Origin of the sequence: Actinacidiphila polyblastidii, assembly GCF_036353415.1 — a bacterium.
GTDB lineage: Bacteria > Actinomycetota > Actinomycetes > Streptomycetales > Streptomycetaceae > Actinacidiphila > Actinacidiphila polyblastidii.
This window is the reverse complement of the sequence record NZ_JAZEWV010000044.1, coordinates 11,671-36,910: the sequence shown is the minus strand read 5'-3', so window position 1 is coordinate 36,910 and position 25,240 is coordinate 11,671. Positions and strand designations below refer to the sequence as shown.

Annotated in this window: 21 protein-coding genes and 1 pseudogene; 14 read left to right on the top strand and 8 right to left on the bottom strand. The window is 72.5% G+C overall.

Going from position 1 to position 25,240, the window contains the following annotated elements:
- Positions 1-210 precede the first annotated feature (210 nt).
- Both V2S66_RS30890 and V2S66_RS30885 read left to right on the top strand, forming a co-directional pair.
- Positions 211-540: a PadR family transcriptional regulator gene (locus tag V2S66_RS30890; protein ID WP_330800054.1), complete on the top strand. Its 330-nt coding sequence runs from the start codon at positions 211-213 to the stop codon at positions 538-540.
- Between the two features lie 110 nt (positions 541-650).
- Positions 651-1,151 (top strand): hypothetical protein, encoded by a 501-nt coding sequence (locus tag V2S66_RS30885; protein WP_330800053.1) that lies wholly within the window; start codon positions 651-653, stop codon positions 1,149-1,151.
- A gap of 105 nt (positions 1,152-1,256) precedes the next feature.
- Here V2S66_RS30885 and V2S66_RS30880 read toward each other — a convergent pair whose 3' ends face one another.
- Positions 1,257-3,206, bottom strand: a complete 1,950-nt coding sequence (locus V2S66_RS30880; RefSeq protein WP_330800052.1) for a discoidin domain-containing protein — start codon at positions 3,204-3,206, stop codon at positions 1,257-1,259.
- A gap of 237 nt (positions 3,207-3,443) precedes the next feature.
- On the opposite strand from V2S66_RS30880, the gene V2S66_RS30875 reads away from it, so the two are divergent.
- From V2S66_RS30875 to V2S66_RS30865, 3 genes and pseudogenes are all read left to right on the top strand, one after another.
- Positions 3,444-3,653 (top strand): LacI family DNA-binding transcriptional regulator, encoded by a 210-nt coding sequence (locus tag V2S66_RS30875; RefSeq protein ID WP_330800072.1) that lies wholly within the window; start codon positions 3,444-3,446, stop codon positions 3,651-3,653.
- Positions 3,650-4,344, top strand: a pseudogene (locus tag V2S66_RS34670) (substrate-binding domain-containing protein). The gene V2S66_RS30875 and the pseudogene V2S66_RS34670 overlap by 4 nt, the downstream one beginning before the upstream one ends.
- Positions 4,345-4,679: 335 nt before the next feature.
- Positions 4,680-6,965, top strand: a complete 2,286-nt coding sequence (locus tag V2S66_RS30865; protein ID WP_330800051.1) for an RICIN domain-containing protein — start codon at positions 4,680-4,682, stop codon at positions 6,963-6,965.
- A 240-nt stretch (positions 6,966-7,205) separates the two neighbouring features.
- Here V2S66_RS30865 and V2S66_RS30860 read toward each other — a convergent pair whose 3' ends face one another.
- Positions 7,206-7,373: a hypothetical protein gene (locus tag V2S66_RS30860; RefSeq protein WP_330800050.1), complete on the bottom strand. Its 168-nt coding sequence runs from the start codon at positions 7,371-7,373 to the stop codon at positions 7,206-7,208.
- Positions 7,374-7,511: 138 nt separating this feature from the next.
- Between V2S66_RS30860 and fxsT the strand changes: the two genes are divergently transcribed.
- Positions 7,512-10,112 carry an FxSxx-COOH system tetratricopeptide repeat protein gene (gene fxsT, locus V2S66_RS30855; RefSeq protein ID WP_330800049.1) on the top strand — a complete coding sequence of 867 codons (2,601 nt, stop codon included), beginning with the start codon at positions 7,512-7,514 and terminating at the stop codon, positions 10,110-10,112.
- Positions 10,113-10,593: 481 nt separating this feature from the next.
- Here fxsT and V2S66_RS30850 read toward each other — a convergent pair whose 3' ends face one another.
- Positions 10,594-11,169, bottom strand: a complete 576-nt coding sequence (locus V2S66_RS30850) for a hypothetical protein (protein ID WP_330800048.1) — start codon at positions 11,167-11,169, stop codon at positions 10,594-10,596.
- Between the two features lie 376 nt (positions 11,170-11,545).
- Here V2S66_RS30850 and V2S66_RS30845 point away from each other — a divergent pair, with 376 nt between their 5' ends.
- The 8 genes from V2S66_RS30845 (at position 11,546) to V2S66_RS30810 (ending at position 20,778) form a co-directional block, all read left to right on the top strand.
- Positions 11,546-12,004 carry a hypothetical protein gene (locus V2S66_RS30845; protein WP_330800047.1) on the top strand — a complete coding sequence of 153 codons (459 nt, stop codon included), beginning with the start codon at positions 11,546-11,548 and terminating at the stop codon, positions 12,002-12,004.
- A complete protein-coding gene (locus V2S66_RS30840; RefSeq protein WP_330800046.1) occupies positions 12,001-14,277 on the top strand; it encodes a tetratricopeptide repeat protein in 2,277 nt (758 codons plus the stop codon). Before V2S66_RS30845 ends, V2S66_RS30840 begins: the two co-directional genes overlap by 4 nt.
- A gap of 193 nt (positions 14,278-14,470) precedes the next feature.
- Entirely contained in the window at positions 14,471-14,710 is a 240-nt protein-coding gene (locus tag V2S66_RS30835; protein WP_330800045.1) for a hypothetical protein, read from the top strand.
- A complete protein-coding gene (locus V2S66_RS30830; protein ID WP_330800070.1) occupies positions 14,710-15,087 on the top strand; it encodes a fic family toxin-antitoxin system, toxin component in 378 nt (125 codons plus the stop codon). The genes V2S66_RS30835 and V2S66_RS30830 overlap by 1 nt, the downstream gene beginning before the upstream one ends.
- A 214-nt stretch (positions 15,088-15,301) precedes the next feature.
- The gene (locus V2S66_RS30825; protein WP_330800044.1) at positions 15,302-16,897 is read left to right on the top strand and encodes a phospholipase D family protein; all 1,596 of its coding nucleotides are present in this window, start codon (positions 15,302-15,304) and stop codon (positions 16,895-16,897) included.
- A 184-nt stretch (positions 16,898-17,081) separates the two neighbouring features.
- Positions 17,082-17,666 (top strand): (2Fe-2S)-binding protein, encoded by a 585-nt coding sequence (locus tag V2S66_RS30820; protein WP_330800043.1) that lies wholly within the window; start codon positions 17,082-17,084, stop codon positions 17,664-17,666.
- On the top strand, positions 17,663-18,667 hold the full coding sequence (locus V2S66_RS30815) for an FAD binding domain-containing protein (RefSeq protein WP_330800042.1): 1,005 nt from the start codon (positions 17,663-17,665) through the stop codon (positions 18,665-18,667). The genes V2S66_RS30820 and V2S66_RS30815 overlap by 4 nt, the downstream gene beginning before the upstream one ends.
- The gene (locus V2S66_RS30810) at positions 18,664-20,778 is read left to right on the top strand and encodes a xanthine dehydrogenase family protein molybdopterin-binding subunit (RefSeq protein WP_330800041.1); all 2,115 of its coding nucleotides are present in this window, start codon (positions 18,664-18,666) and stop codon (positions 20,776-20,778) included. Before V2S66_RS30815 ends, V2S66_RS30810 begins: the two co-directional genes overlap by 4 nt.
- A gap of 100 nt (positions 20,779-20,878) precedes the next feature.
- On the opposite strand, the gene V2S66_RS30805 is transcribed toward V2S66_RS30810, so the two are convergent.
- The 5 genes from V2S66_RS30805 to V2S66_RS30785 form a co-directional block, all read right to left on the bottom strand.
- Positions 20,879-21,289, bottom strand: a complete 411-nt coding sequence (locus V2S66_RS30805; RefSeq protein ID WP_330800040.1) for an SgcJ/EcaC family oxidoreductase — start codon at positions 21,287-21,289, stop codon at positions 20,879-20,881.
- A gap of 93 nt (positions 21,290-21,382) precedes the next feature.
- The gene (locus tag V2S66_RS30800) at positions 21,383-22,351 is read right to left on the bottom strand and encodes a sigma-70 family RNA polymerase sigma factor (RefSeq protein WP_330800039.1); all 969 of its coding nucleotides are present in this window, start codon (positions 22,349-22,351) and stop codon (positions 21,383-21,385) included.
- Positions 22,352-22,544: 193 nt separating this feature from the next.
- Complete coding sequence (locus tag V2S66_RS30795) at positions 22,545-23,540, bottom strand: aldo/keto reductase (protein ID WP_330800038.1); 996 nt, start codon at positions 23,538-23,540, stop codon at positions 22,545-22,547.
- A 239-nt stretch (positions 23,541-23,779) separates the two neighbouring features.
- Positions 23,780-24,211 carry a MerR family transcriptional regulator gene (locus tag V2S66_RS30790; RefSeq protein ID WP_330800037.1) on the bottom strand — a complete coding sequence of 144 codons (432 nt, stop codon included), beginning with the start codon at positions 24,209-24,211 and terminating at the stop codon, positions 23,780-23,782.
- 17 nt (positions 24,212-24,228) lie between these two features.
- A complete protein-coding gene (locus V2S66_RS30785) occupies positions 24,229-25,233 on the bottom strand; it encodes an MDR family NADP-dependent oxidoreductase (RefSeq protein ID WP_330800036.1) in 1,005 nt (334 codons plus the stop codon).
- Positions 25,234-25,240 lie beyond the last annotated feature (7 nt).

Sequence of the window (25,240 nt, the reverse complement as noted above, 5' to 3'; positions counted from 1 at the left end):
CGGTGAGGCCGGGCCCCAGGAGGCGGACAGACCCGACGCCGCCCCCGATCGGAGCCTCCGCTCCCGCATCACTCACGACCTCGCGTCGCACGGCGGACCGTGGAGGCGGATGTGCCGACGGCGTGCGCGGATGGAGGATGCCTGGTGCGGATGTGAGGAAGTGTCACCCATTCCGCGACTATCGTACTCGACATATGCTCTACTCGTCGTATGCCACCGACAATCCGCCTCTCCAAACCCATGATCGCGGTCCTGCAGGTCCTCCTCACCGTGACCAGCGACCACCCCGCCTGGGGCCTGTCCATCTGCATGGACGCCGATCTCGGTTCCGGCACGGTCTACCCCGTCCTCGACCGGCTCATCGAACGCGGCTGGGTCACCCGTCGTAGTGAGACGACCCCTCACCCGGGACGACCGGCACGCCAGTACTACGAGCTCACCGGAACCGGACGAGCGCACGCTCAGGCTCAGGCCGCACCGCGAGCACGCGCGGAGCGACGCAGTCCCTTCTTCGCCCGCCGGCCCGTGGAGGGAACATGACGTGGCAGAGTGCCCCCTTGTGCCTCCCGCACCCCGCAGGCCCGGCCGCCCCCGGTCGCCACGAGAGCTCGTGCTCCTTGTCGTCACATCAACTGCCGTTCGCCGGAGGCGTGATCGTCACCTTCTGCATTGTCCTCCTCGTGATCGGCATGCTGTGGGTGGCCATCTATCAGGAATGGGAGCCCGCCGAACGAGATCGGGCTGTCGTTCGTCTGGCATCTGCCTTAGCCGGCCAAGGAGAAGACCGCCTCAATGAGTACCTGGACGATGTGGCCGGCGCACGGGAGGTGTCGTCCGCCTTCGCTCGACGCCAGATTCGGGGCTACTACCGGAGCGCCGTACGGGCCAGGCTGCGCAACGGCACCAGGTCCCTGTGGCGGCCCGTGGACTGGGTGTTGGTGTCCTCCTCGCGCACGCAGACGATCATCGCTGCGGCGGTGGGCGCCCAAGCCGTGTACATCGACGTCGAGCACGGCCTCGACGCCCTGATGACCGTCGGCTTCGCTTGCTGCGGTAGCTGCGCCGCCATCCTCGTCGCAGCGGCCGCGGGACTGCGGCGGGTTCGCTCGCTCGAACTGGCGGAGCGGCAGGGCCACACGCGCGACACGTAGCGCCGGAGCACGTCTCAGGCACGGAGTGCACCTGACCGGACCGCAGCCGATCCCCCGGCGGCTGCGGTCCGGTGCGCGCCGTGCGGCCGGGTGTCTCCCGGTCGGTCAGCGGTAGAGGCGGAGGTCGGCCAGGCTCCACCAGTTGCCGGCGGTGCCGGTCTGGGTGACGCGCAGGTAGCGGGCGGTGGCGGGGCGGTGCAGGTCGGCGGTGGTGAGCTGGCCGGTGCCGGTGCCCGAGGCCACGTCGGACCAGTGGGCGCCGTCGTCGCTGGTGGACAGCTGCCAGCCGCGGGCGTAGTCGCCGAGGTTGTCACCGGTGTCGATGGCGACCTGCCGGAAGGCGGTGCGCCGGCCGAGGTCGACCTGGACGTACTGGCCGGGGCTCTGGGCGGCGCCGCTGGTCCAGCGGGTGCTGCCGTCGTCGTCGAGTACGGCCTGGGCCGGGCCCTGGCCCGCGGGGGAGGCGGTGGCCGTGGCGCCGGTCAGGTCCAGCTGGTGCGCGGTGGTGCGCAGTTGCCCTGAGGCGGGCCAGGTGAAGGTGGCCAGCGCGCCGCCGGGCAGCGTGTAGTCGAAGGACTGCGCGCCGACGGCGACGGTGAAGGAGCGCGGGTCGTCGTTCTCGTTGTGGACGACCAGGGCGGTGGAGCCGTCCGGGTTGGTGAAGGCGACGTCGGTGAGCTGGCCGTTCCAGCCGGTGGTTCCGTAGTTGGTGCTCGCGATGCGCACGGCGCCCGGCTTCACGAACTTCGACAGGTGGCCGATGGTGCTGTACTCGGCGTTGGCCGTCACGGTGCCGTCCGGCTGGACGGTCAGCAGTGCGGTGCAGGTGTCGCAGCCGCCGTTGTGCGGGCCGCCGTCGGCGTCGAGGACGAGGTTCCAGTCGGCCACGGATCTGGCCCAGTTGCGGGTGGTGCCGATGGTGATGGTGCGGGCGTGCCAGGTCAGCGTGCCGCGGAAGTACTGGGCGGGGGTGTCGGTCGCGCCGTGCGAGCCGGAGCACTCGGTGAACCAGATGCCCTTGTCGGGGTGGGCGTCGTGCAGGGCGCTCTGGGCGCTGGGGTCGCCGGAGTAGCAGTGGTAGGCGGTGCCGGTGACGTACCTGGCGGCGGGGCTGTCGAGGATCTCGTAGGGGTAGTCGGTCTGCGGGTCCTCGCCGAGCCGCTGGGCGGTGGCGATGTCGTCGGGGTGGGTGGTCCAGTTGTGGTCGTACGCCAGGATCTTGGTGTGCAGGCCGGCGGTGTGCAGCAGCGGGCCGAGCGCCTCGATGACCTTGGCCTCCTGCTCGACGGGCAGGTCGGTGCCGGGGTACGCCTTGGGTGCGCGGTTCTGCGGCTCGTTCTGCACGGTCAGGTAGTCCACCCGCACGCCGGCCGCCGCGTACGCCTGGACGAACTTCACCAGGTAGCGGGCGTAGGCCCGGTAGACGGCCGGGTCGTCCTTGAGGTGGCCGCCGACGAGGGAGTCGGAGTCCTTCATCCACGCGGGCGGCGACCAGGGAGTGGCCAGCACGGTGAGCTGCGGATCGAGTTGCTCGGCCTGCCGCAGCAGGGGGAGGATCTGCCGCTGGTCGTGGGCGATGCTGAAGTGGGTGAGGGCGAAGTCGGTCTGCCCGGCGGGCATGTCGTCGTACGTGTAGTGGGTGGCCGAGGCGGTGAAGTCCGAGGAGCCGATCGGCTGGCGCAGGAAGCTCACGCCGATTCCCTGCCGCGCGTCGAACAGTTCGCGCATCGCCGCCTCACGGGTCGCCACGGGCAGCGAACTCAGCACCGAGGCCGAGGAGTCGGTCAGCGCGCCGCCGAAGCCGTCCATCCGCTGGAAGCGCTGCGCCGGGTCGACGGTGATCGTCGTCAGGTCCGAGTCGCCCGGGTGGAAGGCGACCGGCGCCTGCTGCTGCAGCTGCGCGGAGTCGTCGGCGGTGGTCAGCCACACCTGTGCCTGCGGCGCCGCCGCCGGGTGGTGCGGTGAATGCGTCGCCGACGCGGTGGCGGTGCCCGGCAGACAGGTCAGGCAGAGAGCAGCGGCGGTGAAGGCCGCCGCACCCAGGGCGCGTCTCATGGGTGGTTCTCCTCGATGGCGAGACGGTGCGGAGTGAGAGCGAAGCAGGTCGAGGGATCGGCGCTCGGTGAACACCGTCCGAGGCTCCGTATCCCACGACAGCAGAGCAATCCTGAAACGACATGTAACACAACAGAAACAACGCGGCGTGTCACAGCAAAGACCCGCAGAGTCGCGCTGTCAAGGCTCGCGAATGCGGGTTCTGCGTCGCCCGAGTGAAACGCATTGATGTAACAAATGGGCTGGCCGGCGAAGTCCCACGTCCCGGTGCGTACGATCGCCGCCGCCGCTGGTGTGTCCAGTGCGAGGGTGCCGCGGGTGATGAACGGCGGCCCCGACGTGACGCCGGGCACCCGGCGGCGGGTGCTTGCCGCGGCCGGGCGGCGCGGCGCCGCCCGAGCGAAGCGGCGGCGGCCCTGCGGGCACAGGGCTTCCCTTTCGTCGTGATCGACCCGCGCACCACCCTCCCCCCGGACATCGCCTCGTTCTCCGCGGCGCACCTGATCGCGGCTCGCGGCGTGACGCAGCACCTGGTGGCCCCGGGGCACCGCAGGATCGGCGCGATCGGCGGCCCGCAGGACTGGCCGACCAGCCAGGCACGCGTCGCCGGGCACGCCGCGGCGCCGGTCGAGGTCGGAGTTCCGCACTGCCCCGAACTGCCGCGCAGCATCGACCCGAACGCCGACTGGGGCTACGACACGGCCCACGAACCGCTCGACCTGCCGCAACGGCCCACGGCCCCGGTGGCCTTCCACGACAGGGCGGCTGTCGGCGCGCTGCGGGCGGCGTACGAACGGGGCTGCGCGTACCGCGGGACGCGTCGGTCACCGGCCTCGACGACACCGATTCCAGCCGGTCCACCGTTCCGCGGCTGACGACGGTGCGCCAGCCGCTGGAGGAGAGGGGCCGGGTCGCCGTCCCACCGCTGATGCGGCTGCTGGACCGGCACGACGGCGGAACCACACCGGCGGAGTCGGCCACCGAACTGCTGGGCGGGAGCCGACAGGACCGGTGCGCCGACCGGTGGCCGGACCCGTGCGCTGACCACCGACAACAGCGGACTTCTTTTGATGAAGTGAAGACTCACATGCCCGAACACCCGCGCCGCCCCGAAAGTTTTTGGCTGCTCGCCTCTTGACCCGGACCATCGGCTGCTCCACAGTCTGGGGACTGAAGGCAACACGGCATCAGATCAATCCTTGACAACAACCTTTGAACACAAGGTGGTTGTCGCACCGCCCTGGTGACTCCGCCGCACGACGGCGCCCTTGCGGGCGGCCGGTCGCTCCGGCTCGTCGCGCTGTTCGTGCCTGCCGGTTCCCGCTGTCCTTCTTTCCTTGCCCGTGGCCACTCGCTGGTCCGCCCCTTCCCCCCACGAGCCGGACCGCCAGGGGCGGCGGCCTCGCCGTGCCCTCGCCGTGCCTTCGACCGTGCAGCGCAGCTACCCTCAGCCACTCTCACACAGGAGAAACGATGCACCCTCAGCATCAACGGCACCGCCATGCCTTCACCTGGCGCCGAAAGCTCATCGCTCTAGCGGCCGGCACCGCCTCGCTCGCGGCGCTCGGACTGTCCGGCGCGTTCGCGTCCAGCGCCCAGGCGGCAAACGGCCCGACGATCTCGGCGTGGATCACCACACCGGACCGCGCCCAGCTGCTCACGCCCGGACAGACCACGACCCTGGGCACCGGCACCTCGCAGTCCCACACGATCACCGTGGACCCGTCCCAGACCTACCAGAGCGTCGACGGCTTCGGCGCGTCCATCACCGACTCCTCGGCCTCGCTGCTGGCCGGGCTGCCCTCGGCGCAGCGCGACTCGGTGATGGCATCGATCTTCAGCCCCACCTCCGGCATCGGCATGAGCATGCTGCGCCAGCCGCTGGGCTCCTCCGACTTCGTCAACGGCCCCTTCTACACCTACGACGACCTGCCGTCCGGGCAGAGCGATCCCACCCTCGCGCACTTCTCCATCGCCCACGACCAGGCCCGGATCATCCCGCTGATCAAGCAGGCCATCAGCCTCAACCCCAAACTGAAGGTCGTGGTGGCGCCCTGGGGCGCGCCGGCCTGGATGAAGGACAGCAACTCCATCGTGGGCGGCCACATCCTGCCGCAGTACTACCAGGCCTATGCCACCTACCTGTTCAAGAGCGTGCAGGCCTACGCGGCAGCCGGTGTGCCGGTCTACGCGATGAGCGTGGAGAACGAACCGCAGAACCGCATCCCGCTCGGCTACCCCGCGACCGACGTCCCCGTCGCGGCCGAGACCGCCATCATCAACAGCCTCGGCCCGCAGCTCCAGGCGGGCGGACTGGGCGCCGTCAAGATCATGGCGTACGACCACAACTGGGCCGAGCACCCCAACGACACGGCGGCCGCCGGCCAGTTGGGGGAGGCGCCTGAGCCGAACTACGCCGGCGACATCCTGAACAGCTCCGCCGCCCAGTACATCGCGGGCGACGCGTTCCACTGCTACTACGGTGATGCCGGGGCGCAGACCGCAATCCACGACCAGTTCCCGAACAAGGACATCTGGTTCACCGAGTGCTCCGGCAGCCACGACGCCGGTCAGCCGCTGTCGCAGTACTTCTCCGACACCCTGAACTGGCAGGCCGCCAACGTCACGATTCCGGCCCTGCAGAACTGGGCCAGGTCCGTGCTGCTGTGGAACCTGGCGCTCGACTCCAACGGCAGCCCCCACAACCAGGGTTGCGGCACCTGCACCGGCACCGTCGCGGTCGACGGCACCACCGTCACCTACAACGCCGAGTACTACCTCACCGGCCACCTGAGCAGGTTCATCCAGCCCGGCGCCGTCCACATCGGCTCGAACAACGCCGGTGACCTGCACAACGTCGCCTTCAAGAACCCCGACGGCACCATCGCCCTGGTGGTCGACAACATCGGCGGCGGCACCCAGACCTTCGGCATCGCCTCCGGCGGCCAGCACGCCGACTACACGCTGCCGCCGCACGCGCTGGCCACCTTCACCTGGACCCCGGGAGGTGGCGGTGGCGCCGACACGACCGCGCCGTCGGCGCCGTCGAACCTCACGGCGACCGCGTCGAGTACGTCGGTGGCGCTGAACTGGAGCGCGTCGACGGACAACGTCGGGGTGACCGGCTACCAGGTCTTCCGTGGCTCGACGCAGGTCGGCACCGCGACCGGCACCTCGTACACGGACTCGGGCCTGAGCGCGTCGACGTCGTACGCGTACACGGTCAAGGCGGTTGACGCGGCGGGGAACGTGTCCGGGGCGTCGAACACCGCGACCGTCACGACCGGGTCCGGCGGTGGCGGATCGACCGGGCCGGTCGACTCGTCGAAGTGGTACACGGTCAAGAACACCAACAGCGGCAAGTGCGTGGACGACGCGGACGGCTCCACCGGCAACGGTGCTGCTGTCCAGCAGTGGGCCTGCCAGGCCGGCAACGCCAACCAGCAGTGGCAGTTCCAGCCCACCGACAGCGGTTTCTACAAGGTGGTCGGCCGCAACTCGACCTCCGCCGCCTGGGACGTCACCGGCGGTCCGGGCGCGGGCGACGGCGCGAAGATCCAGCTGTGGGCCTACGGGTCGGGGACCAACCAGCAGTGGAAGCCCGTCGCGGGCGCGAACGGCACCTACACGCTCACCCCGCGCAGCAACACCGGTGAGTGCCTGGACGTCACCGACGTCTCGACCTCCGACGGCGCCCGCCTCCAGCAGTGGACCTGCACCGGCGGCCCCGCCCAGTCCTTCACCCTCACCCCGCAGTGAGCGAAAGCTCCGGCGGCGCCGCGTAGCAACCGTTCCGGGTGGGCCACCTTGCAACAGGCGGCCCACCCGGAACCAGCAGCGCCACCCGGTGGGCCGCCTCCGCCATCACGACCAGCGCACTCGCCGGCACCTTGGCCCAGGCCGCCACGACGACGCGGTTCGGTGCCTGGACGGCGTCACTCGCGGGTGGTGGCGCGACGACTCCACCGCCACCTACCCGGCCTCGGACGCTTCCTGACATCACCTCGACGGCCTGTCGCGGCGCGGCCGCTGCCGCAGCCGCCGGTACGCGAGCGAGCACGACACGTAAGAGCCCGCGGCCGCGGTCACGAATTCCAGTAGCGTCGTGACCTGCGGAAGCGCCATCCAGATGGACTCTGTCCAAGCAGTGATCGTCGTGTACGACATCGCGAACTCCTTCGCTCAGGGTGCCGATGTCCTTACGGTGAGCGTCGGTGCGGTCACTTTCGACTAACGTGGAAATCTGGACGCTGGACACTCAACGACGCCTCTCCATCGCGCGACCGCCTCCAGGGGGGAAGACGGATGCTCGACGAGCTCAAGCACCTGCACGCTCTGGTCGGATCCCCATCACTGGAGACCCTCGCCCGGCACGCTCAGGCCGAAGGATCAGCGACGTCGAGGTCCACCTTCGGCAATCTGCTGAACGGCAGATCCACACGACTCGAAACAGTGGAGGCGTTCGTCCGGGCCTGCGCTCGGCACGCCCGCACCCGCCGTCCATCCATCACCCTCGACCCCCAGGAAGTCCACCTCGACACCTGGCGCGACCGCTACGCGGACAGCCACCGCTCCGGGGGCACACGCCCCACCTCGGCCGCACCGCGCTGGGTCGAGCTCATCGCCGACGCACCGCGCCGGCCGCAGCCGTGGCCCCATCAGGTGGGAGTGCTGCCTTTGCTGGCCGACTGCCGCCAAGAGCGCCCTGCCGACCGCGACCTCGACGCGTTCATGGCTACCGGCAGCGGCACCGCCGTGGTGTGGCAGGTGTTGTCGGGCATGGGAGGCGTCGGCAAGACACAGCTCGCCGCAGCCCTCGCTCATCGCACGTGGCGGGCGGGGCAGATCGACCTGCTGATCTGGGTGGCCGCTGCATCCCGTGACGCTGTGGTCATCGCCTACGCACAGGCCGCTGCCGACATCACGGGACTGCAGGACGACGACCCTGAGCAGGGCGCATCGCGCTTCCTGGCCTGGCTGTCCGAACCCCACCGCCGCCGGTGGCTGATCGTGCTGGACGACCTGCAGAACCCCGCGGACCTCAACGGGCTTTGGCCTCCCTCTGTCCCCTGCGGCCGGGCGATCGTCACCACCCGCCGCCGTGATGCCGCCTTGTCGAGTGGGCGGTACCTCGTGGAGGTCGGCCTCTTCACGCCCAAGCAGTCGACGGCCTACCTGAGCGCCCGACTGGGCGGCGACGGCGATCTGCTCGCCGATGACGAGCGACTCGCCGAGGATCTTGGACATCTGCCGCTGGCATTGGCCCAGGCAGGTGCCTACATCGTCGATCGGGGCTTGTCCTGCGCCGAGTATCGGCACCGCCTGAACGACGCCCGTAGGCGCCTGGCGGACCTCACCCCTGAGCCTGGAGCTCTGCCGGACGAGCAGCGAGCCACCGTCGCTGCCACGTGGTCGCTGTCCATCGACCTTGCCGACTCCTTGACCCCGCGAGGGTTGAGCCGCCCCGTCCTGGAGCTGGCAGCGCTGCTCGACCCCAACGCGATCCCCGCCGAGCTGCTCACCACGAGCGTGGTCACCGCATACCTCAGCGGCCGCCGCGATCACGAGGAGCCCGTCGAAGCCGACGATGTGCGCGACGTCCTGCACTGCCTGCATCGTCTCAGCCTGCTCACGCTCGATCCGGTCGATCCGACCATCCGGGTGCACGCCCTGGTCCAGCGTGCGGTCCGCGAGTCTGCGCACCCGGAACACGCCGACGCGCTGGCGATGACCGTGGCCGACGCCCTGCTGTCGATCTGGCCGGACATCGAGAACGACCCCTCCCACGGGCAGGCGCTGCGGGCCAACACAGCGGCCCTGCGCGCCGCTGCGGGCACAGCCCTGTGGAACACCGAAACAGGTGCCCACCGCGTCCTGTTCGCCGCTGGTATCAGTCTGGGCGAGGCTGGTCTGGTCTCGGCGGCCGCCGCCTACTACGGCGACCTGGGCTCCACAGCAGTGCAGCGGCTGGGCGCCGAGCACCCCCACACCCTCGCCGTCCGCGCCGGCCATGCACGCTGGCGAGGCGAGGCCGGGGACACCTTCGGCGCTTTCGTCGCCACCGAGGCCCTGCTGGCGGACCGGCTGCGGGTGCTGGGGCCGGACCACCTCGACACGCTCACCACCCGGCACAACCTGGCTTACTGGCAGGGCGAGTCGGGGGATCCCGCCGGGGCGGCGACCGCGTTCGACAACCTGCTGCACGACATGGCGCGGCTGTTGGGCCCCGATCACCCCGACACGCTCACCACCCGCAACGATCTGGCTTGGTGGCGGGGAAAGGCGGGTGACCCGGCTGGGGCGGCGGAGGCGCTGCGAGCGTTGCTCGGTGACCGGCAGCGGGTGCTGGGGCCCGACCACCTGCACTCGATGATCACCAGGAACGATCTGGCCTGGTGGCGAGGGCTCGCTGGTGACCCCAGCGGCGCCGTCAACGCATTCAGCGTCCTTCTCCCAGACCTCGTGCGGGTGCTGGGCCCCGACCACCCACGCACCCTGACCACCCGGAACAACCTCGCCTGGTGGCAGGGGGCCGCGGGCGATCCCCTCCGCGCACTGGCCGCCCTGGGGGATGTCTACGCCGACCGACTGCGGGTGCTCGGCCCCGACCACCCCCACACAATGATCACCCGAGGAAGCCTCGCCTACTGGACAGCAATGGCGGGTGATCCAGACGGTGCGGTCAGGGCGTTCGAGGCACTACTGACCGACCGGCTCCGGGTGCTCGGCCCCGAGCACCCGCACACCCGCACCAACCGCCAGCAGATCATCTACTGGAGCAACGACCCGGGCTGCCAGCCCACCACCGGAGCCCTGATGACCGACATGGTGCAGGTACTCGGCCCCGACCATCCCGACACGCTCACCGTGTGGAGCCACGACTCCTCGCAGGCCTCGCCACCCTGAGCCGGCTGCCGAGCACGAGAAGCCCTGACGTGTCCGGAGCCAATCCCGGCCCCGCCCTGCCCCGCCGGCCGGGCCCACGTCCCGCCCTCAACTCCCCGCCCGCACAGTGCGGTACCGCTTCGCCGGCCGGCCTCAACCGCCTTCCGGTGCCAGGTCGGAACGCAACGGGGTCACTCGACCTGCTCCTGCGTGCCGGTGAATGCCGCCGGGGCGAACCCGGGGAGGGCGATGTCGCGGTGCGGCCTCGCGGGCCCGAACTCCTCGACGCACCGCCGCAGCCGGCGCTCGATCCAGGTCCGCTGTTCCTCCGCTACCGGACACGCTCCCGGAGCGTCCGTCCGCGGCCACGGCTTCGGACCGGTCGTGCTGATCCCGCCCGGCCGCCGGTCCCCACCACGTGACCAGGCCGCCGTCCGGTGCGGCACCCATCCGCCCATGACAACCCCGCGACCCCGCGGGCAGCCCCCTGCCGCCCCCTTCGTCAGCCGGAATACCCCAGCGGGGCCCGGTCGGGACAGGCGCGGACGATGTCGAGTTCGGTCCTCGCGGTCAGCGCCTCGATCGCGGCGGAACTCGCCCCGATGCCCGCCCAGTGCGGATCGACGTCGCTGGTGAAGCACCAGCTGTGATCGGCGGGCCAGGCGAAGGCGGGCGGCGGGCAGGGGTGGCCGCCGCCGAACTCCTCCTCCCACCGACCGATGTCGCCCAGGTCCCCGGCGAACAGCATGTACGAGCGGTGCGGGAGCACCACCAGCGGCCCGCGCGCCGCCTCCGGGTCGAGGAACGTCCACGGGTGGCCGTCCCACACGCAGGAGAAGATCGGTGTCGTCGCGGGGCCGTCCCCGCACAGCGCCCGCAGGGCCGTCCGCGCCTGCTCGATGTCCGGCGGGTGGTCGTCGGGGAGTTCCACGTCCGCCTCGGCCTGGCCCGGCCGGTCCGGATCGGGAATGAAGCGCAGCCTTCCGTACGCCTCGAATCCGTCAGGACCGAAGGTGACGAGGCGTCGCCAATCCGTCCCGGCCCGGACCAGCCAGTCCGCCGCCGACAGGTCTTCCATGCGCTGCAATGGGAACTCCCCGGAAAGCCGGCCGACGACGCAGAAGACCTCGGCCCGGTCGTACGGCCCGTCGGACGTGTCGCCTTCACCGTTGACGGCGATGTCGACGCGGTGGCGCCACGATATGTCCTCGGCGGTCGAGTCGCACGTGACAGGTGCGTTCGCCCGCTGCGCGCTGCCGCCGCCGGGGCTTCGGCGTCTTGGCTTTCGGCGAGCATGCCTGGGAATGCGGTGCTCCGGCACCGCGATAGCTCCGGCGCTGCCTGAGCCGACACCTGTCACCAGGCCGTCCCGTTGGCCGAATCGGCCTTGCGATGGGGGCGTTGGGCGCAGACTGGGATGAGGAGACGGTCACCGGGAGGCCGCAGTGGGGACGTTGGGCAGATGGTTCACGGCCGGTGCGGTGACCCTGGGGGTGCTCGCGGTGGTGACGCTCGTCTGCGGGCTGTTGCTGGCTCCGCTGATGACCGGGGACGGGCCGACCGTGTGGGGCATCGCCCTCGGCGCCGGGACGTTGGTGGGCGGGGTGGCCGCGGCCTGGGGTACGGGATACGCGAGCGGCGCGGCGGCCCCGCCTCCCGCGGTCGCCGTGACCGTGGAGGCGGTCGGAGCCCGTTCCGTCGCCGTCGGCGGGTCGAACTCAGGCACGATCTCCACCGGCGGCCGCGACCGCCCGGCGCCCCCAGCGGCCGGCGCACCCCGCACGCCCCTGCCCCCGGACGGCGCTCCGGGCGCCGCATCGGTCTCCGCGTCCGGCAACCGCGCGATCGCCGTCGGCGGCTCGAACTCCGGCAGCCTGGACACTGGCGGTGACCAGGTGGGAGGAGGAGCGTGACGTGGTTCGGCGGCGGAAGCCGCGCCCGCGCTCCGCGTGACGGCGAGTCCGCCGACCAGCCCGCCGACCAGCGCGCGCCCGGCATCGCCGCGGTGTCCGTCCCGGGCCACGGATCGGTCGGCGTCGGCGGCGACAACAACGGCACGATCACCGTCGCGGCGCCCGTACAGGTCCGCTGGCCCGTGGCGGTGGGCGACTCCGTTCCGGCGGAGCCCTCCGCCTTCCAGCAGCGGACGGCGGTACGCGCACGGGTCGACGCGGCGCGGGAGCGGCAGGGCACGGCCGCGCTCACCCAGGTGCTCTCCGGCGGCGGGGGCGTGGGCAAGACGCAGCTGGCCGCCGCGTACGCCCGACAGGCCCTGGTGGACGGCATCGAGCTGGTGGGCTGGATCAACGCCTCGGACCCCGCGCGGATCGCCGCCGCCTACGCGGAGGGCGCCGCCCAGCTGCTCCTGCCGGGCGTGACCGGCGAAGACAACGAGGCGGACGCCCGGCGCTTCCTCCGCTGGCTCGCGTCCGCGCCCGTGAGCTGGCTGATCGTCCTCGACGGCATCGAGGACGTGAACGCCGTCGGCCCGTGGTGGCCGCCGACCGGACGAGGGGGGAACGGCCGCTGCCTGGCCACCACGCGGCAGCGCGGCGCCACGGTCACCGGCGCTGGACGGGTCGCCGTCGACATGGACACGTACACCGGCCAGGAGGCCGAGGAGTACCTCGTGAGCCGGCTCACCGACGCGAATGCGGCACCGGAGGCCGGCGCCCCCCTGGGTGAACTGGCCGCCGCGCTCGGCCGCTTGCCCCTCGCGCTCTCGCACGCCGCCGCGTACGTCATCAACCAGGGCATCTCCTGCGCCCGCTACCTGGAGCTCCTCACCGACGAACGCAAGGCGCTGGCCGATGTCCTGCCCCCCACCGCGGACACCGAGCGATACGGCCGGGAGGTCGCCGCCGCGCTGCTGCTGTCCGTGCGGGCGGCAGCCATGACCGCGCCGGTGGGCCTGGCGATTCCCGCGATGACGCTGGCCGCCATGTTCGACCCGGCGGGCCACCCGGACAGCGTCTGGCGGGGGGGAATGTGCGCGGAGTACCTGCGGCTCTGGCGCGACGAGCGCCTGCGCAAGGACCGCCCCGGATCCTCCGGCGAGCCGGTCGACGCGGACACGGCCTGGGCCGCGATGCGCGTGCTGCACAACTACAGCCTGATCGACCACGACCCCTCGGCAGGTCCGCGCGCCGTACGCGTCCACGCGCTGACCGGGCGGGCGACCCGGGAGAACGTGGTCGACGGCCGCGAGCTGCTCACCCTTGCCGCGGGAGCCGCTCTGATGGAGCTGTGGCCCGACGACCTGCACGATCAGCGCGCGTTGACCTCCGCCCTCATCGACAACGCCGAGGCGCTCGCCGCGAACAGCGGGGACGCCCTCTGGCAGTCCGGCGCGTACGCCCTGCTGTACCGCGCCGGCATGAGCCAGGTGCGCCTCGGGACACCGGAGGACGCGCTGGCCTTCTGGCGCCGCACCGCCGAGCAGTCCGCGCGCCGGCTGGGTCCTGGCCACGCCTCGGTCGTCTCCGCCCGGACGAGCCTGCTTGCCGCTCTGATCAACGCCGGCCGATTCGACGAGGGCATCGAGGAGGCCCAGTCGGTGCTGGAGACCCTCCGGGCTGCGGACGGCGACCGGCTCGAGGAGTCCCTCGCCGTCAGCCACAGCTTGGCCGCTCTCCTCCAGCACGCCGGCCGCTTGGCGGAGGCGATCACGCTGCAGACGGAGGTCGTGGCCGACGCACGCCGGGCGCTGGGCTCCGACGACCTCCTCACCCTCAACGCCGTCAACTCCCTGGGGCATTTCCTGTACATCGCCGAACAGCCCGACCGGGCGCTGGAGATGGCCGAGCAGGTCATCGCCGCCTGCCCCCGGCCGACGGGGAACGCCCAGACCCTGGTGCTGTCCGCGCGCAACAACCGCGCGGTCGTCCTCTCGACGGGCGGCCGGATCGGGGAGGCGATCGAGGAACTCACCGACATCGTCGCGCGACGCACGGAACTCCTCGGGCACGAGCACGCGGAAACGCTGGTCTCCCGCCGCAACCTGGCCATGTGCCACGGCTTCGACGGCCGCCTGCATCAGGCGGAACGCGAACTGGTCCAGGTCATCAGGCTCCAGAAGAAGCACCTCGGCCCGCAGCACCCGGACACGACCGCGTCCCGGCAGCGGCTGGAACTGATCCGGGTGAAGATCGACTCCGATCGGGCCCGGCAGTACCCGGTGTCCTGACGCCGCACACCGCGCGTCGGCAGCAGGTCGGAGCCCCTGCCGTGCACGCCTGCCCAGCCGGGTGCACACGGCGCGGGGCCGCGGCTGCGCGGCTCAGGGAGCGACGGTCCGCGTCCGTCGTGCGGTCACCCACCGGCGAGGAGTGCCAAGAATCGCGGCCACATCGCGCGGTAACACCTGTTACCATCCGGGCATGGCGAAGACACAACTGGGCGCGCGGGTGGACGAGGACGTCGCGGAACTGGCCAAGCGGCGCGCCGCAGATCTGGGGCTGAGCATCGGGGACTACCTCGCGCGGCTCGTGCAGGACGACGCGACCGGACTGCGGGCCCGCGCGGTGGACGCGGCCGCCCACTTCCTGTCCGAGCACCAGGCCGTCTTCGATGAGGCCGAGGACGCTCAGAGCGGCCGGCGGGGAGCGCGCGCGGCGTGATGGACCTGCACATCGACGTCCCCTGGATCCTGCAGGTCGCCGAGGCCGCCGGCGCCGGGGATCCGGCGCCCGACGACTACGGCGTGCCCGTGGCCGCGATCGCCCGCCACCGGGCCGAACTCCTGGAGCAGCCCGTCTACGACGGCCCCTACGCCAAGGCCGCCGCCCTGGTGCACACCCTCGGCCGGTGCCGCTGGCTGGAGCGCTCCAACCTGGCTGTGGCCGCCGCGTCCGGCGTGATGTACCTCGAAGCCGCCGGCCTCACCGTCAAGCCCGCGCGCGAGGACGCCATCGCCCTCAAGGACCTCCTCCTCGACCCGGCCTGCACCGCCACGAGGATCGCCGCCCTGCTGCGGACCTGGCCCACCACGACGTGAGCCGAGCAGCCCCACGGCCCTCCCACCGCCGGTGGCGCGGGACGCGGAAGCCGCGAAGCGGCAGGCCATGCCCGATGCCGACGCCCGCTCCCCACCCGGCTCATCGACTCGCGGAGTACCGAGGGGTGCTCCGCGAGTCGAGGAGCGCTCCGTCCGATGGTCTCGCCAGACGCGGGTAGCAGAAAGGCAGAACCGAGCGGAAGTCGAGACGGACATGCGACCTGATGATTGGCTGCTCACTCGAGACGAGCGCGGCAACCCGGCCACCCGGTTGGACACGCGTCGCGTCGGCGGGGACGCGTGGTCCAGCGGCAACGAGGTTCACGCCCTGGTGCACGGGTCCGCCTACTTCTCCGCGCTGCTGGAGGCCGTCCGCCGCCAGCGCGCCGGCGACCTGCTGTTCTTCACCGACTGGCGCGGCGATCCCGACGAGCTGCTGGACGGTGCCGGCAGCGAGATCGGCGAGGTGCTGTGTGACGCCGCCCGGCGCGGGGTGGTGGTCAAGGGCCTGATCTGGCGTTCCCACCTGGACCGGCTCCAGTTCAGCGAGAGCGAGAACCGGCACCTCGGCGAGGACATCGAGGCCGCCGGCGGCGAATGCCTGCTGGACATGCGCGTGCGGCCCGGCGGCGCGCACCACCAGAAGTTCGTCGTCCTGCGGCACCCGGGACGCCCTGAGCACGACGTGGCCTTCGTCGGCGGCATCGACCTGTGCCACAGCCGACGCGACGACGCCCTGCACACCGGGGACCCCCGCGCCCTGCCCATGGCGGCGGCGTACGGTCCGACGCCGCCCTGGCACGACGTCCAGCTCGCGGTCCGCGGGCCCGCCGTCGGCGACATCGAGGCGACCTTCCGCGAACGCTGGCAGGACCCCTCCCCGCTGAGCCGCAGCCCGCTGAGCCGCCTGCGGGCGCTCGCCCACCACGAGGACACCATCGCCGACCCGCTGCCGCCGCAGCCCCCCGACCCCGAGCCGCGGGGCACCCAGGTCGTCCAGCTGCTGCGTACGTATCCGGCCCGCCGCCGCGGATACCCCTTCGCACCGGACGGCGAGCGCAGCATCGCCCGCGGCTACCGCAAAGCCCTGACCCGGGCCAGGTCGCTGATCTATCTGGAGGACCAGTACCTGTGGTCCGCCGACATCGTCACCTCCTTCGCGAAGGCGCTGACCGACAACCCCGGACTCCACATGATCGCCGTGCTGCCTGCCCACCCCGACCAGGACGGGCGGCTCACCGGACCGATGAACGTGCTGGGCCGGATCGAGGCGCTGCGGGCGCTGCACCGTGCGGGAGGCCGGCGGTTCGCCGTGTACAGCGTGGAGAACCACGCCGGCACCCCCGTCTACGTGCACGCCAAGGTGTGCGTCATCGACGACGTGTGGGCGACGGTGGGCTCCGACAACGTGAACCGCCGCTCCTGGACGCACGATTCGGAACTGGGCCTGGCGGTCCTGGACGAGACCGCCGACCCGCGTGAGCCCCGTGACCCCGGAGGTCTGCGCGACGGGGCTCGCGCCTTCGCCCGCGACCTGCGGCTCGAACTGGGCGCCGAGCACCTGGACCTTCCCGAGCCCGGCGCACTGTGCGATCCGCGGGCCGCCTTCCGTGCCTTCGCCGAGTCCGCGGCGGCATTGGACGCCTGGCACCGCGGCGGCCGCCGCGGCTCGCGTCCGCCGGGCCGACTGCGCGCCTACCCCACCCCCGTGCTCGGCCGGGCGATGACGCTGACGGCCCGGCCGCTGCAGCGGATCGTGGCCGACCCCGACGGGCGGCCCCGCCGGCTGCGGCGCAGCGCCCGGTTCTGACCCCCGGCGCCCCGCGTCATGGGTGAGCGGGCGGGGCGGCCGGCGCGCGTGCGGCCGAAGCGCCGGCTCCCGGACCCGCCGGTCGCGGCAGGTCCGGTCGCCACCGGTCCGGTCGCCTGCGGCCACCTGTGTGAGTTGGCGCGACGCGGCGTGACGGCAGGCCGCGGGCGGGAACCCTCACCCGGTGGACACCGAAATCACCCTACGGGTCGACGGGACCCCGCGCCGGCTGACCGTCGACACGCGCACGACGCTGCTGGACGCACTGCGTGAACGGCTGGGGGTGACGAGCCCCAAGAAGGGCTGCGACCACGGGCAGTGCGGCGCGTGCACGGTGCTGTCCGGAGGGCGGCGCGTGCTGAGCTGTCTCACCCTCGCGGTCACCCAGGACGGCGGCGAAGTGGTCACCGCCGAAGGGCTCGCCGCCAGGGAGTCCGCCGCCGACGGCCGGCACGCGGGCGGGCAGCACGCCGACGGCGTCCTGCATCCGGTGCAGCAGGCGTTCATCGACTGCGACGCCTTCCAGTGCGGCTACTGCACCCCCGGGCAGGTCGTCTCCGCGGTCGGCGTGCTCGACGAGTTCGCGCGGGGCTGGCCGAGCGCCGTCACCGGCGACGCGGAGGCGGCGGGGCTCGACCGTGCCGAGGTGGCCGAGCGGATGAGCGGCAACCTGTGCCGGTGCGCGGCCTACGTCAACATCGTGCCCGCCGTGCAGCAGGCGGCGGCGCCCACCGACCGGCAGGCGATCGGTGCGGGGACGGGCCGGTGAAGCCGTTCGGCTACCGGTACCCCGTTGACGTGGCGGACGCCGTGCGCAGCGTCGCCGGGGACCCGGCCGCGGTGTTCCTCGCGGGCGGTACGAACCTGGTGGACCACCTCAAGCTCGGCATCGTCGCACCCGACCTGGTCGTCAGTGTGGGCGGCCTGCTGTCCGCCGAGATCGAGGAGTTGGACGCGGGGGGCCTGAGGATCGGCGCGGGCGTCAGCAACAGCGCGCTCGCCGCGGACCGGAGGGTGCGCGAGCGGTTCCCGGTGCTGTCCCGAGCGCTGCTGTCGGGTGCGTCGGGACAGCTGCGCAACATGGCCACCACCGGGGGCAATCCGCTGCAGCGGACCCGCTGCGTCTACTTCCAGGACGTCACGACGCCGTGCAACAAGCGGGAGCCGGGCTCGGGCTGCTCCGCCATCGGGGGCTGGACCCGCAACCACGCGATCCTCGGCGCGTCCGAGCACTGCATCGCCGTCCACCCGTCCGACATGGCCGTGGCGATGGCCGCGCTCGACGCCCGGGTGCGGGTGCTCGGCCCGGACGGCGAGCGCACGATCCCCTTCGTCGGCCTGCACCGGCTGCCCGGCGACGCCCCCGAGCGCGACACGGTGCTCGGGCACGGTGAGCTGATCACCGCCATCGACCTGCCGGCGCAGCCCATCGCCCGCCGATCGACCTACCGCAAGGTCCGCGACCGCGCCTCGTACGCGTTCGCCCTGGTCAGCGTCGCCGCGGCGCTCGAAGTCGAGGACGGCGTGATCACCGACGCGCGCGTCGCCTTCGGCGGTGTGGCGCACGCGCCGTGGCGTGCGTACCGGGCCGAGGAGGCGCTGCGGGGCTCCGTGGCGTCGGACCTGAGCTACCGCTCCGCCGCGGACCGCGAACTCGCCGACGCCCGACCGGCCGAGGGGCTGGGGGGCGGCAACGCCTTCAAGATCCCCCTGCTCCGCCGCACTCTCACCGCGACCCTGCGCGACCTGGCCCGGGAGGACGCCCGATGACCTTCCTGAGCGAACCGGAGGCCGTCGGCCGAGACCTGCCGCGCCGGGACGGGCCCGCCAAGGTCCTGGGCACCGCCGCCTACGCCGGCGAGACCCCGCTGGAGAACGTCGCGTACCTGCATCTCGTCCAGGCCACGATCGCCCGCGGGCGCGTCACGGAGCTGGACGCCACCGCCGCCGAGTCGCTCGACGGCGTGGTCGCGGTGCTCACCCCCGGCACCGCGGAGCGCCTGGCCTCCACCGAGGACAGGGAACTGGCGGCGCTGCAGGACGTGCGGGTCGCCTTCCGGGGCCAGGTCGTCGCCGCGGTCGTCGCCGACAGCTCCGAGGTGGCGCGGCACGCCGCCGCCCTGGTCAGGGTGTCCTACGCACAGGAGGCGCACGACGTCGAACTGCGGGCCGACCGCGACGACCTCTACGCCCCCGAGCAGGTGAACGCCGGCTTTCCCACCGACACGGCCGAGGGTGATGTCGAAGCCGGCCTGGCGGCCGCGGCGGTGACCGTCGAGCAGACGTACACCACCGCGATGTACCACAACAACCCGATGGAGCCGCACGCCACGACGGCCCTGTGGGACCGGGACCCCGCGGGCGACGGCTTCCTCACCTTGTGGGACTCCACCCAGGGCGTCCATCCCACGCGTGAGACCGTGGCCACGGTGTTCGGCCTCGACGAGGCGCAGATCCGGGTCGTGTGCCCGTACGTCGGGGGCGGCTTCGGCTCCAAGGGGAACCCGCACGTCAACGTGGTACTCGCCGCGATGGCCGCGCGGGCGGTGCCCGGCCGGCCGGTGCGGCTGGCCCTGACCCGTCAGCAGATGTTCTCCCTGTGCGGCTACCGCACCCCGACGATCCAGCGGTGCGCCCTCGGAGCCGACCGCGGCGGCGCGCTCACCGCCCTCGCGATCGACGTCGTCGAGCAGACCTCACGCATCAAGGAGTTCGCGGAGCAGACGGGTGTCCCCTCCCGGATGATGTACGCCACCCCGAACCGCCGGACCACGCATCGGCTCGCGGCGCTCGACGTCCCCGTGCCGTCGTGGATGCGCGCCCCCGGCGAGTGCCCCGGCATGTTCGGCCCCGAGGTGGCGATGGACGAGCTGGCCGAGCGCCTCGGCATGGATCCGGTCGAACTGCGGATGCGCAACGAGCCCGAGGTGGATCCGGACTCGGGCAAGCCCTTCTCCAGCCGGAACCTCGTCGGCTGCCTGCGCGAGGGCGCGCAGCGGTTCGGCTGGGCTGAGCGCGACCCGCGGCCCGGCCTCCGGCGCCGCGGGGACTGGCTGGTCGGCACGGGAGTCGCGGCCTCCACCTACCCGGTCAACCGGATGCCGCAGTCGACGGCGACGATCCGGCGGGAGAGGGACCGCTACGTCGCCGAGATCGGCGCCGCCGACCTGGGCACCGGGACCTGGACGACGCTGCCGCAGATCGCCGCGGACGCGCTCGGTGTGCCGGTGGACCGGGTGGACGTGCGGATCGGCGACACCGACTACCCGGTGGCGTCGGTGGCCGGGGGCTCCTCGGGCATGACGACGTGGGGATCGGCCGTGATCGAGGCCGCGCTCGCCTTCCGCGACAGGTACGGGAGCGAGCCGCCGGACGGGGCCGAGGCGTCCGGTTCCGTCGGCGAGCCCGACGGCCGTTACGCGATGCACGCCTTCGGCGCGCAGTTCGCCGAGGCGCACGTCAACGCCGACACGGGCGAGGTGCGGGTGCCGCGCCTGCTCGGCGTGTTCGCCGCCGGCCGCATCATCAACCCGCGTACGGCCAGGTCGCAGTTCATCGGCGGGATGACGATGGGGCTGTCCATGGCGCTGCACGAGAACAGCGTCCTCGACCCCAGGACCGGACATGTCGTCAACCACGACTTCGCCGAGTACCACATCACGGCCAACGCGGACGTCGGCGAGATCGAGGCGCACTGGCTGCCCGAGCACGATCCGTACGTCAACGCCATGGGGTCGAAGGGCATCGGGGAGATCGGCATCGTCGGCACGGCCGCCGCCGTGTCGAACGCGGTGTGGCACGCCTGCGGCGCACGCGTCCGCGACCTGCCGATCACGCTGGACAAGGTGCTGCACGCGCTGGAGGAACAGTCCGCCCTGTGATCCGCGGTCTCGGGGTCAGGTCACCAGGGTCTGTCCGGCCGATCCTCGTGGATCACCGCGCGCGTGCCTCCGCGAGGCTCCGCCGGACAGACCGGAGGGGTCAGTTCGCCGGTGCCAGCACCGGACTGTTGTGGTAGGCGGCGATCAGCCACCGCCCGTCCCGCTTCTCCAGCACCCAGGTCGCGTTGACCTTGCGCGGGTCCGGGACCTCGGTCTCGCCGGGGAACAGGATGCCGGACTCGCTGACGACGATCGCGCCGTCGTTGCCGAGGAAGCGGAGGCTGAGCTGCTTGTTGTAGGTCGAAGTGCCCTTGAGCGGCCCGTCGAAGCCCAGCGCCATGTTCTGCCGGATCACGTCACGGCTGTCGCGCAGTGAGCCGGTCATGACAGCGGTGGCGTCCGCGGTGTAGTCGGCGACCATGCCGTCGGCGTCGCCGTCGTCCCACGCCCGGTAGGAGGCGACCAGCACGGCCTTGATCGCGGCCACGTCTTCCGCACGACTTTCTGACATCGGATTCTCCTCGGTGAACGGTTCGCCCGGGGTGTTCCGGGTGAAGCCGTCCGTACATACCGGCGCCGGGGCCGAAACTCATCGCGCCCGCGGTCAGGAGATGTCGTCGAGTCCGTCCGGCAGGCCGAAGGCCGCGAAGACCTCGGGGTCCTGGAAGACCGAGTTCCGGCTGATGCCCTCGTCGGTGACGGTGAAGACCTGGAGGGTGTGCAACCGGTAGCCGTCGCCGACTCGTTGGTAGGCGGCGAACCCGGGCTGGCCGCCGTTGGCCGTGACCGCCCGCAGCCGCCAGTCCGTTCCGGCCGCCGCGAAGACCCACTCCATGAACAGCCCGTAGTTGCCGCGGCCGGTGAACCAGTTGAGCATCGGCGGCATCTCCATGAGCACGTCCTCGGTGAGCAGCCGCTTGAGCCCTTCGACGTCGGCCTGCTCGAACGCCTTCATATAGCGCTCGACCCAGGCGCGCTGCTCGGCCGCGGTCGGCTCGCTGAGACGTTCCTGCCCGACGCCGGCCTCCTTGAGGCGGGCGCGTGCCCGTTGCAGCGAGCTGTTCACCGACACGGCGGTGGTGCCGAGGATCTCCGCCGCCTCGGACGCGGAGAATCCGAGGACGTCACGCAGGACCAGGGCGCCGCGCTGACGTGCCGACAGGTGCTGAAGGGCGGCGGCGAAGGCCAGCCGCAGGCTGCTGCGGTCGATCGCGGCGCCGGCCGGATCGCCGGCCGCCGGCATCGGGTCCGGCAGGGGCTGGAGCCAGGGGGTCTCCCCCAGGACGAGTGGCCCGAGCGGGTCCGACGCGGCCACCAGCCCGGAGGGCAGGGGGCGCCGGCCGCGGGCCTCCAGGGCGGTCAGGCAGACGTTCGTCGCGATCCGGTAGAGCCAGGTGCGCAGCGAGCTTCGGGTGTCGTCGTACCGCTCCCGTGCCCGCCACGCCCTGAGGTACGTGTCCTGGACCAGGTCCTCGGCGTCGTGGGCGGAGCCGAGCATCCGGTAGCAGTAGGCCAGCAGTTCCGTACGGAACGGTTCGAGCCGGCGGTCGAAGCCGTCCTCCCCTGCCGTCACGCCCACGCTCCTGCTCCTGCGTCGCCGCTCGTTCGTCGTATCGGGTGGCGACGGCCCGACGGCTCCACCCTAGTGGAGGGAGGCGAAGCCCTTCTTCAGGTCGTCGGGGGCTCAGCGTCGCCGCGGGGGGTTTCGGGCGGCAACATCTCACCCTCCATCCGTGGTCCGCGCCACCACCCCGTGGTGGCGCGGGTCAGTTCCCCACGCCGAGGCCCGGCATGAACGCGGACGGGTAGCGGTCGCCGCGTGCCGAGCCCGGCGGCACCGCCCTCTCGATCTCGGCGAGGTCGTCCGCGGTGAGGACGAGTTCCGCGGCGGGCAGCGCCTCGGCCAGCCGTTCGCGGGTGCGCGCGCCGACCAGCGGCACGATGTCCTCGCCCTGGGCGGCGACCCACGCGATGGCCAGTTGGGCGACGGTGCACCCCTTCGCCTCCGCGACCCGGCGCAGGGCCTCCACGAGGGCGAGGTTGTGTTCGACGTTCCCGCGGGAGAACCGGGGATTGTGGTTGCGGAAGTCGCCGGTGTCCGCGGCCCGCCCCGCGGTCCAGTGCCCGGAGATCAGGCCGCGGCCGAGGACGCCGTACGCGGTCAGCCCGATGCCCAGCTCGCGGAGCGCGGGCAGCACGTCCCGCTCCACCGCGCGGGAGATCAGCGAGTACTCGATCTGCAGGTCGGCGACCGGATGCACGGCGTGCGCCCGGCGGACCGTCGCCGCGTCGACCTCCGAGAGCCCGAGGTGCCGCACGTATCCGGCGTCGATCATCTCCTTGATCGCACCCACCGTCTCCTCGATCGGCACCGCCGGGTCCAGCCGGGCCGGGCGGTAGACGTCGATGTGGTCGGTGCCCAGCCGGGTCAGCGAGTACGCGAGGAAGTTCCTGACCGCCTCGGGACGACCGTCGACCCCGCTGGGGCCGGGGCCCGGACCGCGCAGCATGCCGAACTTCACGCTCAGCCGGTAGCTGTCCCGATCCCGGCCGCGCAGCGCCTCGGCGAGCAGCAGTTCGTTGTGGCCCATGGCGTAGAAGTCGCCGGTGTCGATCAGGGTGACGCCGGCGTCCAGCGCCGCGTGCACGGTGGACACGCTCTCCGCGCGGTCGGCCGGCCCGTACACGCCCGACATGCTCATCGCACCCAGGCCCAGGGCGGAGACGGCCGGGCCGGTGCTGCCCAGGGTTCGCATCTGCATCGTGCTCTCCTTCGTCGTCGATCCACCACCCACCCTGCCCCGGATCGGCGAGGAGCGGGAGCGGAGCGCCGATCCAGGGAGCGGCGCTCCCTGGATGGCTCGCACGCCGCGCGGGAGCGGAGAGGTGGGGCGGCCGGGGGTGCGGCGGTACGGCGCCCCGGCCGTGGGTAGGCCCGCAGGCCCGTGAAGGGCTGCGCGTTCGGCTGAGCAGCAGGGCCGGTCCCGCCGCAGGTCGGAGATCAGCTCTCGGGCGCGGGCGCGCGCTCAGGTGCCGGTTCGGGTGCGCCGCGCCTGCGGGCGGCCGGCGAGTCCGGGGTCTCAGCGGCGGCGGCAAGGCTCTGCCGCAGGCGTGTGAGGCGGGCGATCTCCGCGTCCAGAGTCGCCAGGCGATCGGCCACCACGTCGCTGAACCCGCCGGGGCGGCGGCCACAGGCTGCCGGCGGGTCCTGGACGAGGAGGTCCAGGCGGTGGGCGCGGCGGCGGATGTCCTCCAGGGTGAGGCCCAGAGCCAGCAGGTCGCGGATGACGCGGACGCGGGCCACCGCGGCAGCGCTGTACTCCCGTTGGCCGGACGGGGTACGCGGTGAGGGCGGAAGCAGCCCGCGCGCCTCGTACAGGCGCAGGGCGCGCGGTGTGGTGCCGGCCGCCGCCGCGGCCTCGCCGATCCGCATCCGTGCTCCCCTCCGTCCTACAGCTCCACGATCGCCGCCCCGAAGGAGCGGCCGGCGATCAGCTCGGGCAACGCCTCCGGGGCACGCTCCATTCCGCGGACCGGCGTGTACGGGAAACGGATGGCGCCCGCCCGCAGCCAGGCCCCGAAGCGGACCTCCCACTCCGCCTCGACGTCCGGGTGGTCCGCACCGCTGTAGCCGGCGATCGTGATGCCCCTGGTCAGCAGCCGGTACGTGTCGAGCACGGCCGGCGCGCTCCCGCCCGCTCGTTCCGGGGACAGCTGACCGTCCAACGCGCCCACCAGGGCGATCCGGGCCCCTCGGTTGGCGGTGTGGACGGCGGCCGTCAGTTGCTCGCCGCCCACGGTGTCCAGGACCACGTCGATGCCGTCGGGCGCAACCCGGGCGAGCCGCTCCTCGAACGACGCCGCTGCGCGCAGCACGGTGGCGTCGTAGCCCAGTTCGCGCTCCAGCCGCCTGGCCTTGTCCGGTGACCCTGTGCTGCCGACCACCCGCGCCGCGCCCAGCAGCCGGGCGATCTGTCCCGCCATGGTGCCCACGGCTCCGGCGGCGCCGGTCACGAACACGGTGTCGCCCTGCCGGACCTCGGCCAGCCGGGTCAGCGCGCCGTACGCCGCCGCCCCCTGGGCGAGGTGCGCCACCGGGGCGGGCAGGGCGCCGTCCAGCAGCCTGCACTCGGCGACGGCGGGCGCCGCGTAGTCCCGCCAGCCCTGGAGGTGCAGCACCAGGCGCCCCTTCTCCAGCGGCCCGTCGACCACCTCGCCGATCGCGGGGCCGAACAAGGCGTCGCCGGGGTGCAGCGGCGGCAGCGGGACGTCGCGGGTCTCGCCGCCGATGAGGGTGCGCAGGCCCGGGAACACGAGGAAATGGGTGTTGCGGACGAGCACCTGGCCGCGTTCGGGACGCGGGAAGGGGGCCTGTGCCAGCGTGAAGTCGTCCGGGGTCGGCAAGCCGGCGGGGCGACGGGTCAGGCGTACGAGACGATGCGTGGTCGGGTTCATGGCCGGA

What these genes read in the sequence shown, in the direction of transcription:
- V2S66_RS30890 (WP_330800054.1), top strand. Translation starts at nt 211, where the DNA reads ATGCCACCGACAATCCGCCTCTCCAAACCCATGATCGCGGTCCTGCAG.
- V2S66_RS30880 (WP_330800052.1), bottom strand. Translation starts at nt 3,206, where the DNA reads ATGAGACGCGCCCTGGGTGCGGCGGCCTTCACCGCCGCTGCTCTCTGC.
- V2S66_RS30875 (WP_330800072.1), top strand. Translation starts at nt 3,444, where the DNA reads ATGGGCTGGCCGGCGAAGTCCCACGTCCCGGTGCGTACGATCGCCGCC.
- V2S66_RS30865 (WP_330800051.1), top strand. Translation starts at nt 4,680, where the DNA reads ATGCACCCTCAGCATCAACGGCACCGCCATGCCTTCACCTGGCGCCGA.
- V2S66_RS30860 (WP_330800050.1), bottom strand. Translation starts at nt 7,373, where the DNA reads ATGTCGTACACGACGATCACTGCTTGGACAGAGTCCATCTGGATGGCG.
- fxsT (WP_330800049.1), top strand. Translation starts at nt 7,512, where the DNA reads ATGCTCGACGAGCTCAAGCACCTGCACGCTCTGGTCGGATCCCCATCA.
- V2S66_RS30850 (WP_330800048.1), bottom strand. Translation starts at nt 11,169, where the DNA reads ATGGAAGACCTGTCGGCGGCGGACTGGCTGGTCCGGGCCGGGACGGAT.
- V2S66_RS30835 (WP_330800045.1), top strand. Translation starts at nt 14,471, where the DNA reads ATGGCGAAGACACAACTGGGCGCGCGGGTGGACGAGGACGTCGCGGAA.
- V2S66_RS30830 (WP_330800070.1), top strand. Translation starts at nt 14,710, where the DNA reads ATGGACCTGCACATCGACGTCCCCTGGATCCTGCAGGTCGCCGAGGCC.
- V2S66_RS30825 (WP_330800044.1), top strand. Translation starts at nt 15,302, where the DNA reads ATGCGACCTGATGATTGGCTGCTCACTCGAGACGAGCGCGGCAACCCG.
- V2S66_RS30810 (WP_330800041.1), top strand. Translation starts at nt 18,664, where the DNA reads ATGACCTTCCTGAGCGAACCGGAGGCCGTCGGCCGAGACCTGCCGCGC.
- V2S66_RS30805 (WP_330800040.1), bottom strand. Translation starts at nt 21,289, where the DNA reads ATGTCAGAAAGTCGTGCGGAAGACGTGGCCGCGATCAAGGCCGTGCTG.
- V2S66_RS30795 (WP_330800038.1), bottom strand. Translation starts at nt 23,540, where the DNA reads ATGCAGATGCGAACCCTGGGCAGCACCGGCCCGGCCGTCTCCGCCCTG.
- V2S66_RS30790 (WP_330800037.1), bottom strand. Translation starts at nt 24,211, where the DNA reads ATGCGGATCGGCGAGGCCGCGGCGGCGGCCGGCACCACACCGCGCGCC.
- V2S66_RS30785 (WP_330800036.1), bottom strand. Translation starts at nt 25,233, where the DNA reads ATGAACCCGACCACGCATCGTCTCGTACGCCTGACCCGTCGCCCCGCC.